Origin of the sequence: Salicibibacter halophilus (assembly GCF_006740705.1) — a bacterium.
GTDB classification, from domain to species: Bacteria; Bacillota; Bacilli; order Bacillales; family Marinococcaceae; genus Salicibibacter; species Salicibibacter halophilus.
Map to the genome: position 1 here is coordinate 1,294,559 of NZ_CP035485.1, position 14,021 is coordinate 1,308,579.

Annotated in this window: 13 protein-coding genes; 5 read left to right on the top strand and 8 right to left on the bottom strand. The window is 46.4% G+C overall.

The genetic code is table 11. The annotated features are described in order from the left end of the window. The first annotated feature begins 53 nt into the window (after positions 1–53). From EPH95_RS06295 to bioB, 3 genes are all read left to right on the top strand, one after another. Positions 54–911 (top strand): HAD-IIB family hydrolase, encoded by an 858-nt coding sequence (locus EPH95_RS06295; RefSeq protein ID WP_142088297.1) that lies wholly within the window; start codon positions 54–56, stop codon positions 909–911. A 45-nt stretch (positions 912–956) separates the two neighbouring features. Then, a complete protein-coding gene (locus EPH95_RS06300) occupies positions 957–1,778 on the top strand; it encodes a hypothetical protein (RefSeq protein WP_142088300.1) in 822 nt (273 codons plus the stop codon). A 295-nt stretch (positions 1,779–2,073) separates the two neighbouring features. Then, positions 2,074–3,072 carry a biotin synthase BioB gene (gene bioB, locus EPH95_RS06305; RefSeq protein WP_142088302.1) on the top strand — a complete coding sequence of 333 codons (999 nt, stop codon included), beginning with the start codon at positions 2,074–2,076 and terminating at the stop codon, positions 3,070–3,072. Between the two features lie 4 nt (positions 3,073–3,076). On the opposite strand, the gene EPH95_RS06310 is transcribed toward bioB, so the two are convergent. Together EPH95_RS06310 and EPH95_RS06315 are read right to left on the bottom strand one after the other, a co-directional pair. Next, positions 3,077–4,612, bottom strand: a complete 1,536-nt coding sequence (locus tag EPH95_RS06310; RefSeq protein WP_142088304.1) for an AbgT family transporter — start codon at positions 4,610–4,612, stop codon at positions 3,077–3,079. A 122-nt stretch (positions 4,613–4,734) separates the two neighbouring features. Continuing rightward, complete coding sequence (locus EPH95_RS06315) at positions 4,735–4,935, bottom strand: helix-turn-helix domain-containing protein (protein WP_142088307.1); 201 nt, start codon at positions 4,933–4,935, stop codon at positions 4,735–4,737. A gap of 205 nt (positions 4,936–5,140) precedes the next feature. Between EPH95_RS06315 and EPH95_RS06320 the strand changes: the two genes are divergently transcribed. After that, positions 5,141–5,647 carry a transposase gene (locus EPH95_RS06320; RefSeq protein ID WP_160141651.1) on the top strand — a complete coding sequence of 169 codons (507 nt, stop codon included), beginning with the start codon at positions 5,141–5,143 and terminating at the stop codon, positions 5,645–5,647. 141 nt (positions 5,648–5,788) lie between these two features. Here EPH95_RS06320 and EPH95_RS06325 read toward each other — a convergent pair whose 3' ends face one another. Continuing rightward, positions 5,789–7,534 carry an IS1634 family transposase gene (locus EPH95_RS06325; protein WP_142088311.1) on the bottom strand — a complete coding sequence of 582 codons (1,746 nt, stop codon included), beginning with the start codon at positions 7,532–7,534 and terminating at the stop codon, positions 5,789–5,791. A gap of 157 nt (positions 7,535–7,691) precedes the next feature. On the opposite strand from EPH95_RS06325, the gene EPH95_RS06330 reads away from it, so the two are divergent. Continuing rightward, positions 7,692–8,468 (top strand): transposase, encoded by a 777-nt coding sequence (locus EPH95_RS06330; protein WP_160141652.1) that lies wholly within the window; start codon positions 7,692–7,694, stop codon positions 8,466–8,468. A 255-nt stretch (positions 8,469–8,723) separates the two neighbouring features. Here the strand turns inward: EPH95_RS06330 and EPH95_RS06335 are convergent, their stop codons facing one another. The 5 genes from EPH95_RS06335 to EPH95_RS06355 all read right to left on the bottom strand — a co-directional run bounded on the left by EPH95_RS06335 (position 8,724) and on the right by EPH95_RS06355 (position 14,021). Beyond that, positions 8,724–9,620 (bottom strand): cation diffusion facilitator family transporter, encoded by an 897-nt coding sequence (locus tag EPH95_RS06335; protein ID WP_227004075.1) that lies wholly within the window; start codon positions 9,618–9,620, stop codon positions 8,724–8,726. A 68-nt stretch (positions 9,621–9,688) separates the two neighbouring features. After that, the gene (locus tag EPH95_RS06340) at positions 9,689–10,258 is read right to left on the bottom strand and encodes a TetR/AcrR family transcriptional regulator (RefSeq protein WP_160141653.1); all 570 of its coding nucleotides are present in this window, start codon (positions 10,256–10,258) and stop codon (positions 9,689–9,691) included. Positions 10,259–10,386: 128 nt separating this feature from the next. Next, complete coding sequence (locus EPH95_RS06345; RefSeq protein WP_142088322.1) at positions 10,387–10,698, bottom strand: hypothetical protein; 312 nt, start codon at positions 10,696–10,698, stop codon at positions 10,387–10,389. An 88-nt stretch (positions 10,699–10,786) separates the two neighbouring features. After that, positions 10,787–12,061 carry a TIGR02679 family protein gene (locus EPH95_RS06350; protein ID WP_142088324.1) on the bottom strand — a complete coding sequence of 425 codons (1,275 nt, stop codon included), beginning with the start codon at positions 12,059–12,061 and terminating at the stop codon, positions 10,787–10,789. 7 nt (positions 12,062–12,068) lie between these two features. Then, on the bottom strand, positions 12,069–14,021 hold the full coding sequence (locus EPH95_RS06355) for an SbcC/MukB-like Walker B domain-containing protein (RefSeq protein WP_142088327.1): 1,953 nt from the start codon (positions 14,019–14,021) through the stop codon (positions 12,069–12,071).

The following is a 14,021-nucleotide window of genomic DNA, read 5'->3' on the forward strand; positions in this document are numbered from 1 at the left end:
TTCCCACATTATAACATGGCATTAATACATGTAGTTGAACGGAGGATTACAAAATGAATGGGCATAAACCCCAAAAAACAACACTTCGACCGTATGACGATGTTAATCAGACCCAATTTATCGTTTACGCTGATTTAGATGAAACGTTTTATTCTCACCAAATAACCAATGAAGAAGAAACTTCTATAAAGGCCTTCGAAAACTATATGGAGTGCCTTGTTAAACGTCATCAAGTTCTTTTTGGAGTCATTACTGGTAGCAATCTTGACTCCGTTATTCAAAAGTTGGAAAACGGTTCCCATCAAATCATGCCCCATTTTATAGCCTGTGATTTGGGGACGATGCTTTATTGGGTCAATAAGAACGGAGAATTCCTTCCAGATCAAGCGTGGGTGGATCGGCTAATGAAAACGAACTTTACCCAATCGACCGTGAACGCTATCATCCAAAACTTGGAGTCGTTATACAACATCGAGATGACAGCCCAGACCCAATTAGGCTCTTCATCATTTAAAAAGAATTACTATTATTACATGATAGATGACCATACAGATACTAAGAATATCGAAATGATCAGAGACCTTGCCCATAATCAGGAGTTGGGGTGTAATATTAACATTTGCAATCCGTTAGCAGGGGACCCCGAAGGAGCCTATGACGTTGATTTTATCCCCCAAAATACAGGGAAAGCAGCCATCATAGAATTTATCAATCAAAAATTTCAAGTAGATAGGGAAAATACATTTGCATTTGGGGATAGTGGCAATGATTTGGAAATGTTATCAAAAGTTGAACACGGATATTTACTCGATAATGCGACCATTGATGCTAAGAAACAACATGAAAAAATAACGACCGATCCATATACGAAAGGCATATTGAACATTTTAAAAGAACACTTCCCCATGTAAGCCCTAAACTGTAACATCTGACGCACAAAAGGAGGAAACCTTTCGATGTATTACCAAAGTCAAAAAAACGATATAAATATCGAGGAAACCCTTATTGTAGTGGTTGGTCGCTTAAAAGGGGGCTATGTTGCCCGCACCTCTCATTGTGCCTGCAAACGGTTGGTTTTTGACAATGATAGTCATGGGTTTCATCAACTAACTACTTGGATCACAGAAAACATGAAGGTTAATAGGAAAGATCAGGTGGTTTTGGGCATAGCGGACATGAATCTCCAATGGATGAAACTAGCGTATTACGCGAAATCAAAAGGATTTTCACCCCTTATTGTCTCTCCAGATGCTGGGGAGTTTCATGATCTATTCAATAATAAAAATGCGTATGGCATTATGCAACGTATTAAAAGTGGTCATTATACCACAGCGAACCTTCCTGAAGGTATTTATGCTGAATTACAGAAAGGAAGCAACGTTCGTAATGATCTTTTATCGAAGTTACATGATACCCGAGAAGAAATTAACCGATGGATTGATTGCTATTTTCCGGAATTTATGACAGTATTTAACGGCTGGGAAGGGAACAATGCGATTCATATATTAACGTACTTCCCTTTTCCGGAAGAAATCAGAGGGATAACGACAGACAAGATTGCGCTTATATGCAACTTAAGTGTGGAAACAGCTGAATTATTGCAGAAAGCTGCCCAACGCTCGATTGGTATAAATCACGGATCAAGAATGGCCGAAGTTGAGATTATTACCCTCCTCAATCAATATCATGTTCTCCAAGATCAAAAAAACCAGGTGAATGTCTACCTTGAAAATTTTTGCACATCCCTTCGAGAAATCAAGACTAAAACGAAGAAATAATAGCAGAAATAAGGCTTCCCACGTTGTTTATATGAACACAAGGTAGGAAGCTAATCTCAAGGAATCTGTCCACAGTTCCTCGACAATCGCGTCTCTTTTACGGAAGACTGACAAATGCCATAATACTTCGCAACTTTATTTTAAATCCGCACCCCTTCCTCCTGCCGGTAACTTCAAACTTTTCGCACACCAGCACAACTCGGTTCCCCCCTTCTTTCATCGATTCCATTGCAGAAACGAACTTATAATGTTAACCTTTTTATTATAATGGTTAACATTATAAGGAGGGACTATCATGACCGATACAATAACCCCAACAAAATGGGAAATACTTGCTGACAAAGCTTTGCAAGGAAAAAGGTTGACGCTGGAAGAAGGGTTGTCCTTGCTACAAGCCGATGACGACGAGATGCTGCCCATTATGCAAGCGGCTTATCGTGTACGGAAGCATTACTACGGGAAAAAAGTGAAGCTGAATATGATTTTTAATGCGAAAAGTGGAAATTGTCCGGAGGATTGCGGCTATTGTGCGCAATCGATTGTATCTTCTGCCCCCATAGAGAAATATCGGTTGCTGGATAAGGAGACGTTGGTGGCCGGCGCCCATGAAGCGATCGAACGTCAGGCCGGCACGTATTGCATCGTGGCGAGCGGGCGCAGGCCGTCAAACCGCGAGGTGGATCAAGTCGTGGCAGCTGTTGAAGAAATTACGGCGACGACCGATTTAAAAATATGCGCATGCCTCGGACTGCTCGATGAGGGAAAAGCAACGCAATTACAAAAAGCAGGCGTCCATCGCTACAATCACAACTTGAATACGCACAAAGACAACCATGCCAACATCACGACGACTCATACATATGATGATCGGGTGGATACATTGGATCATGTGAAAAACGCGGGCATTTCACCATGTTCCGGTTGCATTGTCGGCATGGGCGAAACGGATGGGCAGCTTGTAGAAACCGCTTATGCTTTGCGGGACATGGATGTTGATTCAATCCCGGTGAATTTTCTGCACGCGATTCCGGGGACGCCTTTGGAGGACTACCCGCGAACAAAGCCAATGAAATCATTGAAAGTGCTGGCCATGATGCGATTGATTAACCCATCAAAAGAAATACGAATTTCGGGAGGACGCGAGATCAACCTCCGCCACCTCCAGCCGATTGGTTTATATGCGGCGAACTCTGTGTTTGTCGGCGATTACCTGACAACTGAAGGGCAAGCCATCAAAGAAGACCACGCGATCATTGAAGATTTAGGATTTGAGATCGAAGAATGTGCCCTTTAAGTCCCTAAGGATTGTAATAAATCGGGGAGTTCGGCCCCAGTTCCCAACCAAAAAATATCCATACGAACAAAAGGATGGACCAGGCGATTAAAAAGAAGATGGAGAATGGCAACATGACGGAAATGAGCGTGCCAATGCCCATTCTCCGGTCGTATTGCTGGGCAAAAGCAATAATGACGGCAAAGTACGTCATGAGTGGCGTTATAATGTTCGTCGCCGAATCTGCTACACGATAAGTGGCCTGCGTTAGCTCCGGGGAGTAGCCGACCTGCATCATGATCGGCACGAAAACCGGAGCCATCATGGCCCATTTGGCCGATGCGCTGCCTATAAATAAGTTAATGAAGGCGGTAAGCAAGAGGAATCCGATAAGGACCGGGAAACCGCCGATATCAAGATTATTGAGTAATTCGCCGCCGTAAATACCGATGATCAAGCCCAGGTTTGTTTCCTCAAAGTAAGCGATAAATTGACCTGCGGTAAACGCGAGCACGATGAACATGGCCATCGAAGCCATCGTGTCGGACATTTGATTGACCACATCCCTGTCGCTTCGCGTTTCTTTTGTCACTATGCCATAGACGAGACCGGGGATGAAAAATAAAATAAGCAAAATGATGACAAGCGATTCCATAAATGGAGACTCCACGATCGGTTGCGGACCTTCCCCTCTCATCGGCCCCCATTCCGGAACGACGAGCAAACTCATAAATCCAGCCGCGATCAACACAGACACGATCGCCCACGTAATGCCCCTTTTTTCCGTGGGGCTGATCTGTTCCAACTCTCCGGTAAATTCCCCATCCCAAGCACCAAGTCGAGGCTCAACAATTTTTTCTGAAACCCACGTGCCGACAATGGTTAATAGAAAGGTGGATACGATGATAAACCAATAGTTCATCGCGATGTTCATCGTTTCCGCATATTGCGGATCGATCGTTGATGCTGCGTCACGCGTGAGTTCGGCAAGCATAGGATCTGTGGCTGAAAGCAACAAATTAGCACTAAATCCGCCGGAAACCCCGGCAAAAGCTGTCGCCAAGCCTGCAAGAGGATGACGGTTAAGCGCGGAATAGATAAGCGCCCCGAGCGGCGGAAGCACGACGTAACCGGCATCGGACGCGACACTGGACATAATCGCCGCGAACATGAGCCCCGCTGTAATCAATCGATTGGGAATCGCGAGGACGAACCCTCGCAAGCAGGCACTGATCAGGCCGCTCTGCTCGCATACACCAATCCCGAGCATCGTCGCCAAGACGACACCGAGCGGAGCAAAGCCGATGAAATTATCAACCATGCTTGTAAATATGTACTGAATCCCCTCGCCGGAAAGCAAATTCAAGACTTCAAGCGTCTCGCCGGGTTCCGCGGGGTCTTCCACGCTCATATCAAAACTGGCGACAATTGCAGAAACAATGATCACGATAACGGCTAAAATCGCGAACAGCGTGACCGGATGCGGCAGCCTGTTGCCTGTTCTTTCGATAAAATCGAGAAAACGTTGGAAAAATCCTCTTCTTTGTTTTGCTTCTGCCATACCAATTCCCCTTCTCCGGGATAACTCAGACCCTTTTTTTGGTATCGTTACCAAAACAGGCCTTTCTATGTATGGCAAAAAAGCTGATCGCAATCACTCGAACTGAAATCAGCAATTCCCACCTAAGCGTATTGATGATTAAAATAAACCAATGTGTCCACCGAGACTTTTAACGCTTTTGACAAATGGTGAATGGTATGAACGTCTGTTTCACCGGGGAATCCGTATTCTTCAAATGATTGTATTGTTTCCATATCCAATTTTGTGACTTCAGCCAATTCTTCCTGAGACATTTTTAACGCCAACCGAAACGCATCAATCATCACATTGCCCCCTATTTCATCTAATAATTCTTATTATAATCTTCACAGTGACAACTACTGTCAGGGAACATCCAATCTTCACTTCTTAAAGAGCGTGTTCAAAAAGCCCCCAAATTTAACGAAAAAATAAAAACGCACCCGAGCAAAAAATGGTAAAATGGGAGTGAACAAACAACCAAAAATACCAATTGCGAGGTGCGTTTTCATGGATTTGCAGCTTGAACTGCTTCCGTACCATTATTATAACACACTCGGCTTTGATGCAGAACTCATTGATTATATCGACCACGTCGATGACCAGGTGGTGCGTGAAAAGGTTGCCCCACTCTATAAAGACGGCGGACGTCCGCCTGTCGATCCAAGGACGTATTTCCGGATGCATTACCTCTATTTTACGCGACCTGAAATCTCCTCTTTCCGGGAACTTTGCAGGCAATTGAAAGATCCCAAAAATCATGCCTGGCGCAACTTTATCGGCACGCCGAATATCAAAGATGTGCCTGTGCACAGTAGCCTCAGCCACTTTCGTAAAGAGGTGACGCCTGAGACGTTTTATGAGATTTTGTTTGATCTCATCCGTCAAGCCATGCAGCTGGATGATTTCATAGAACCGACGCTTACGGGCATTGATTCCAGACCGGTTTATGCCCTTGTCAACGGGTATAAAAAGAAACGTTGTGCCTGTGACGATCAATCCCAGATTTCGCGCTAGCGACCATGCACACTAATCATTCCTGATGTCCAACGCGTTATGCTTGTCTGATTGTAGCTGATTCATCAGCCAATGCAACAAAATGCGCGCTTATTCCCGTTCCTTCGACATTAGCAAGGCAAACGAATGACCGTCTCAAGGTTACTGGTGACGGCTCTCGACAGCCATCGAGCTCCTTGGTTCTGTGAAAATGGAGGCATCCATTTCCAACAAAACGAGAATACGGGGTAATTGCGGCTCATAATGCTTCGGGAAGAACCGCCGAAGATGTCCGTCAATCTCCATATGAAGGATGTCGACGGTGTCCAAAAGTTCCAAAACAGATTCACCCGTGGGGCGAAAGCTTCTGCGTCCTCCTCCGCCAAGTTGGTACAGGGGTTCGGAGGCCCCTTCCATGTTTTTGCGAATCAGGTATTCAAAGAGGCTGTACACCATGACACTGATCATCATCACACATGCAAAAGCTTCCACGCGTTTAGGTTTTGCCAGATAGACCCTGCCGACAAAAAAGGGATTTTTGAGGAAACGAAAGCGATTTTCCACCGTCTGTTGCCCTTTATAGGCCTTTAACAGCTCCACGTCTGCTTGATCATCTTTGGCGACACTGGTCACGAGAATAAAGATAGAGGCTTGCTTTCGAATCGCCTCGAGCTGTTCGTCCGAAGGGGGATGAAGCGTTAATCGGACACGATAAACCGTGATCGGCGGCGGTGGCGCCTCCCCTTTTTTGGGACGGCCCCGCTTTTGGCGTTTGCCTGGCAGCTCTACACAGACCGTCGTGCCTTCAAATGTATGGTAGCCTTTTTGGTGTTTCTTGAGAAATGCGCCCAGCGCCTCTTCCGCGTCGGCCTCGCAGGAGAAGTCCTGCCTTTCCAGCTCGGCTTGTTCCTTGTGCCAACGTCTCTGTTCCTTTTCCAAGTTGCTTTGGATGGTTTTTTCTTTTCGGGCATCCATATGGTCGGATTGGATCACCAGAAACCGGTAGGTTTTCCCGTTAAGGTCAGCTTTGGTGGGATAGATGCGGTAAGAAGCAGCGCCTTTACGGTCCACGAGGGCACCGATCTCCTCCCACTGATCCAAATCCTGCTCTAAGGCCTCTGCCTTCAAGGTTTTGGCGAGATTGAAATTCTCCGGCAATCGGGACAAAAACTGAAAATCGGCCTGATCCTTTTGGCCCGTGGTGGCCTCCAGATTATCTTGGGTGACCAGGGCACTATCCGAAATAAAAATCGCCTGTTCCAGTTGTTCCGGATCATACCAATCGGTGAGCGCATGCAAGACATGCTTGTTCCACGTTTTATCATCCTGGTTACCGTCTAAAATATCGCCATAAACAGGGATGCCTTCCGGCGTCGTTCCCAACCCAAACTTGAATTGGGGCAGATCAGGCCGGTGGTCTTTGGAATAGCCGCGTACAATTTTCAAGATGTCCTCCTCGTCCGGGTGATTCTTGGGTTGGCCCGTGTACACAAAGGATGTGGTATCAAAATGGAGCCCTTTCCACGTGAGGTCGATCGGAGCTTGAACGGCCTGAATGGCTGTCTTACAGACCTTCTCAATGCCCGCTTCATGAAGGGCGTCTAACGCACGGCCGAGCGCATCGTCATTGAAATCATTCGCTTTCGTTCCGGGACCAAAGAGTAACTCGACATCTTGCTCTTGATAAAATTCTTGGACGCGATAAAGGGCTTTACGATGGGATAACTGATTGATGATCATAGCAGCTACTCTTGTCCCTACGGAGACGTTACAGTCTTTCTCTTTGACAGGAGATAGCTTGTCGATGGCCTCAATTAATCCCATTTTATCCATCAGCTGGCGGATCACTGGCGTTGATCCGATACGAACGGATTGAATGTCGGGAAGATCTTCTGGTGATAGGCTCAAAGGAATCACCTCATGGGTTGTCTTTCCTGAACCTTTGATACAGGTAAGGCAAATTCCTGCCAAAAATTAAGAAACATACTCAAACGGGCGCGAAATGTGGGATCAATCGTCGTGCGATTGTGAAAAGACATTTTCAGACCCGGACGCTAAGGTGGGTGTGCAACGCAATAAAGCGAATCAGAACAAGTTTTTTATCGGCTATCGTAAGCATTCCATTGTTTGTCCGACCCCCACAGGGCCTCTGACCCTTTTATCGATCGTCTTACCTCCCGATACCGCCGACATTGATGTTTTGCTTCCTTTGGTTGAAAAGCTGAAGCAACTAGATGACATCAACGTTGACTACCTAATCGCTGATTTAGGCTACTTCAGTGCGGAAGATCAGGTGACCGCTTTGAAAGAACATGATGTGGCTGTCGTGACAGAGGTGAAAAAGAATACGGTGATACCGGAAACCTGTTCTCCCGAAGGAAAGCCTGAATGCGAGGCCGGACACGAGCTGATTTGGGATGGATTTGACCGTGAAACCTACACATCCTGGTTTAACGGGGACGAAAACAAATGTCAGTCTTGTCCGCTCCAGGGGACTTGCGACAAACAGTTTAGCTTCTCGTTTGAAGAAGAACCCTTCTTTTATGGTCCTGTCCCTCAGGGCTCGGCCCTTCAAGGGGAAATGCTTACCTTCCGGAAGCAAACGGAACTCGCTTTTGCCCATGAATCTAATCAATTAGATGCTGTCATGCGTCATAAAAAGGTGCCCATGAAAACAACCGAAAAGGTTCAATCGTTTTTCATTATGAGAGACCTGTTTCGATTGATCCAACGGATGATCAAGCATGTTCGGGAAACGATCATGCCCGAGAATCATCTTGACATCATTAGGGAGCAACAGATGATGCAAGTGGAGCAGGTATCGCTCCCTCTAGGTGCATGAACCCTTCCCATTAACCAATTTTTTTAAAAATCTGGTGATAATCCGGGGAGACGTATGCCCTTTTTTAGGGCTCCATTCGTTTCACAGTTTGTAATAAGAATGGTCACCGAATGTATCCCCTTACATTTCCATTTTTGGCTATATGAATGGATCCCCGCTACGGCCATTTTTGTTTTAAAGGTTACTTATTGAACAGCCTCTTAAAGCAAAAAAACCGCCCCAACCAACAAAAGTTGAGACGATTCCTTTTAAGCGTTACGCTGTCCACTTTTCATCCATCGTAAACGACATAGTCACCCACTTTTCCTCAGGAATGTCTGATAACCTTTTATCCAACTCTTCCCGTACGAGGTCCATTTCCTTAACGGTTGTCACCTTGGAGTTTTCATTCAAAATCACATCGATTTCCATATAAATCGTTCTGCCGATTTTCGACGTGCGTAAAATAGCGTTTTCCATGCGATACGTTTGTTTTAACGATTGGACTTCGGCGACGATTCGTTCCTGAATGTCATTGGCGGGGGTCATTCGCAACAATTCCCTGCCGTTTGTTTTGATTAACCCATAAGGAACGGTTAAAAAATAACCGGCAGCCAACAGAACCATCAACGGGTCAATGTACGGAACGAGAAACGCCCAAGTTGTCCCCTGCAAAAGCCAGGCAATGAAAAATCCGATCAAAATAACGACGCTGAGGAGCGTATCCATCATCCATTGCGCAGACTCCGCTTTGAGCAACTCCGAGTCTTTTTTCCGTTTCATCATGCTAAAAATGACAAAGCAAACAACCGTCGACAATAAAGCATACGCCAACGCCGGCCCGAGGACGACCTCACTGCCGCCTGTGAAAAACTCGGTAACCGAGGACACAATTGCCACAAAACACATCAAACTGATGACGATCGCTTTAATGACGACAACGAGCGGCTCGATGGTTTCTTTACCATACGGAAATCGTCTTGTATCTTCTTTTCCTGCATACCGAAATGCTAAGAACGCCATCAAGGATAGCGCCAAGCTAATCAGGGAATAGGCGCCATCGAAAAAGATCATTTGCGAAGCAGTGACCAGCCCTAAAACGAGACCGATCACCGCGAAGCCTAGCGCGCCCCAAACGGATAATTGCAATAGTCTAGATTCTGTTCGTCTCACTCTTTCTACCCTTTCTTTCATGAATGACGGTCAGTCATTTTTTTGAATTAAAAAAGCCGGGTCTTATCTCACATAAGCGCCCGCACTATAAATTGGATGGCTTCCTTTTTATATGCTTCTGCTTGTGCCGCGTTTTCGTCGAATAAATAAAGCTGCTCAGCCGCTTCCTCCATCATCCCGGTAACTAGCTTGGAAGTAATCCGCACATTTATATTTTTTCTTACCTCGCCACGCGCTTGTGCATCCTCCAACAATCGGTCCATCCATTGATAATAAGGTTCATAAATGATTTCCCACTCGGAAAGGCCGCCTCCCATCGCCAGGCCTGAATAACACAAAGCGAGCACATGTTGATAACGTTCGGTGACCGAGAAAATCGTATCCACCATTTGCCGAATATTTTTATCAAAGGGATCCTCATCTTGAACGTATGCTTTTAGACTATCCAACTGTTCATGCAAAAGCTGTTCCGCCATCGCTGGGATTAACGCGTGCTTCGATGAATAATACAAATAAAAGGTGCCTTGCGCCACCCCTGCGCGCTGTACGACATCGGAAACCTTTGCATGCTCGATCCCAATCTCGGAAAAGATATCGATTGCGGCAGTTAGGATTTGGTTCTTTTTGTCTTGTGCCATTGGGACTCCTTTCTTTCTGTCACGTGTATATGACTGACTATCAGTCATTTTAGCATAAATCCTGTATAGATACAACTACAAAATTAGAAATGCCCCGCTCAAAGCTGTAAGCGGGGTGGAATCGCCGTTTACAAGGCTAATTTCGCTTTAATGTTGTGAATGTCCATGTCATGCTTGGACACTTGATCGCGCAGATAATCGATGTCTACATTTTGGCTGCGCATTTCCTTTAATAACTCTTTATGGCGTTGCTGTGATGCTGCATCGCGTTGCTGATTTAACCGCTTCTCGTCGGCAAATTCATTTTCGAGCCCGTCCATACGTGTTGATAGTTCTTGAGTTATTTTGTTATTTTCCAATACGACCTTGTTGTTGTCAGCAACCATTTGAATCAATTGCTCCATATGCTTTTCAAGACGATCGAAACGTTCTTCACTCATAATTGATACCTCGCTTTCTTTATTTTTTTCTATCGGTTCTATCTCTCTAGGGAACATTATACAGAATGTGCGTTCCCGTTACAACCCTTTATTTTATTTTTCTATGCTTTTTTAAATCGTCCACTAACACCGGCAACAACCCTTCTTGATAGCCGGCTTTTTTCGTCGCTTTCATTTCCGCAACAACCGGTTGCAAGGCTTCATGACCCATATTCGCGAGCTTCGCCAATCGTTCTTCATCCAACCTGTTCGCAGATAAAGATTGCCTGTACGACGCCACGTCCATACGCCAAAAGTGAACATGGCGAGGATAGCGTTCAAGCAAACGGTTGGCCATCGTGATCCCTTCGGGGTCAATATCCCCCGCGTAATAAAGGGAAACACCCTCTTCAACGAGCTTGTCCATCAACCTTAACGCTGCAAGTTTAAACTGGCCGTGCGTACAAATAAGCGGGGCGTCCAGCACGGCATCAAGAAGGCTCGAGTACACGCCGGAGTTTTCCACGATCCATACACGCTTCGAACTCGCCGGACGCACTGCACTTACATGCTGCAATTCCCTCAAGGGAATGTTGAGAACAGAATGATACGTAGCGGCTGCCTGCCATAACGGATGAATGGAACCTACCTCATTTTCCGCCAAAAGATTGGCAACGGTGACGTCGTTTGTAATATCATCCCGCAGGATATAAAACGATTCAAGGAGTGCTGTTATGTCCTCACTGCCGCCGGTCGCCATCCCTTGCCCACTTCGTTTCACTTGTAAAAAATGAATAAACAACTTGCCAAGATCATGATGAAGATCAAAAGCGTGGGGGTCCCCGCTGATTTTTTGGCTAAACACCGGCAAACGGAGCGGTTCGTCAGGGAGAGATTGAACCGCTTCGTGCAGCACGGGCATCATCGCTGCTAACTGCTCACTTTCAAGCAATCGATAAATCCAATACGTATCCGGATGACGTTCCTGCACATAATCCAACCAAAAGTCGAGACCGGGATACTGGTTTTTCCAATAGACGAGCGCTTGTTCTTCAGCTTCACGTTTTTGTGCCTGTTGTTCTCTTTTGGAAATAATTTTTTCGCCGAAATAAGCTTCCAGCAATTCTCGCGCACCTATACCGGCGAAGCGTGTCTTTTCCAGTTTCTTTTCAAAATCGGGCAACGAAACTTTTCCTTTTTCCAAAAGCTTCGCTTTCGATACACCAAAAAAGAGGGCGATCTCTTCGACCTCCGTATCGTTAAAACCCATAATTGTTACAGTGCCACCGACACGCCCCAACGATTCGATTTTTTTGCGAAAAAGCGGGAAGAGCCGCCCAAAGCCACTCTTCTCGCGAAAGTATCTTAATGCTTCATTCAACATTCACAAATCACACCTCAACCGGCTCGGGCGTGTTCATGGAAAGTTTCACGCCGTTCCAGCGATACCGGATCGTCGTTACGTAATCGGCATTCTTCGCCCGCAATAATTCATAGATCGAGAGAGAAGGAACGGTATCATAGTCGCCCCAAAGCACTTGCGAATTCATAATGTAGTTAAAGCCGAGCTGTTCGACGACTTCAAACATTTCCCGTATATTATTCTCGTCCACGCCCGCGAAGGCTTCGTCCAGCGATATAATATATGGGGCTTCGGCAGAAGCTTCTTGGTAACGGGAATAGCATGCTGTGAACAAAGGAATATACATGGCCAATGCTTTTTCGCCGCCGCTGAATTTATAAAAATGGTGGTCCGTGAGCTCCCTGACCGGTTCATTCGTGCGCTGAAAATAAATCTTAAACGAAAACCATTTCCGGTAATCAAGCACCTCTTTTAACACTTGCAGCAGCGTCTCCCCGTCCCCAACCTCTTGAATGTGCTGTTTGGCGCGCGTGATCTTGGAGCGAAAGTGCGTCGTGATGCGTTCCAAATCTTCGTCTTTAAGCAGCTGTGCATCTTGTTTCAAGTGATGTACGAGATCGCGCGTGTCCATCTCATCTTCCGACTCCGCCGTGCGGGGCTTCCACTTAATCGAGAACGTCAACCCGGATGAGATGTTGCGGTTTCCCATGATGCTGTTCATTTCTTTCGTCCACATTTCCGCGCGGCGAATGCGGCTGCGCAACTTCATCCCCACGGATTTAAACAATATCTCTTCGTACAACTCTTTATCTGCTTCATTTAAAATATCCTGCTGTCGTTCCTCTTCTTCCTTCACATAAGTGGCGACCGTATACGGGCTCACGTATTGCCCGCGCATGAAAAGCTCGATCACGCGCCGCTCCGACTTCATTTTCCACGTCTCCAGCATCGTCTGTTCATGCTCGGATCGGTATTCTTCCAGCTCTTCAGGAAGTGTCTCCGACAGCGGATAATCCTTCATGCGATATTCCATCAAATCGGTTTGCTGCTCATAAAACTGGGTGGACAACTGCCGCTCCAGCGCGCTCGCGTTTTGCTCTTTCACGAGTGTCCCGAACTGTTTCTTTGTTTCTGTCACAAGTGATTCAAAGTCTTGCGGACCTTCCTTATCAAAAACAAACCCGCGTTTCCACTCCTTGTCCACCGTCGTCCGCCAAAGATCTCGCAACTGTCTTATAAAGCGAATCGCCCGTTCTTTGTCTTCGATCGCCTGTTGTCCGTTTTCGGCATGTACGCGCTTGGCGGGGACGTCTTGCTTTTTGTCCTCCAGCTCCTTTCGGATGTCGCGCAAACGCGTCTGGACGTGCTGTATTTCTTCGCGGAGATCTTTCACCCCGGCGGACGCGAGTTGGTTCTCCAACTGTTCGATATTAAGATGAATCCCGTTCAGTTCCCCGCTTTCGACGTTGTACTCCCCTTTTAATTCGTCGACTTCATCGTTCAATTCTTCTAAGCGTTCATTAAGCTCCGTCAATCGTTCGTTCGTGTTTTGTTTACGGTCATGCAAATGGCGAAGGTTCAAAAGATCCTGGCAGTATTCGGTCATCGTTTCCTTCGCTTTTTTGTAGACATACCAATCTTTTTCAAGGGCAATGTCTTTTGTCGCCTCATCTACCTCTTGTTTCTTCGTTCGCAATTCCCTATCCAACTGCTTTGACGTTTCCACTAACCGTTCCACGCGTTGATTCAGTTGGGAAAGGTTTGCCCTCGTTGCCTCGAGTTGCCGCCATACTTCCCGCAGGTCGTCATCTTCCGGAAACTGCCGTAAATGGGCTTCCAGTTCATCGATGCGCGCCTCGGCAGCTTTCTTTGCCTCTTCCTCGCGCGCTAGCGCTTCTTCGACCTGTGTGATTTCTTCGGTCAACCGCTCAATTTGCTCTTTGCGATAACGCGCGCGGGCAGCTCGCCCGACAAAACGCAC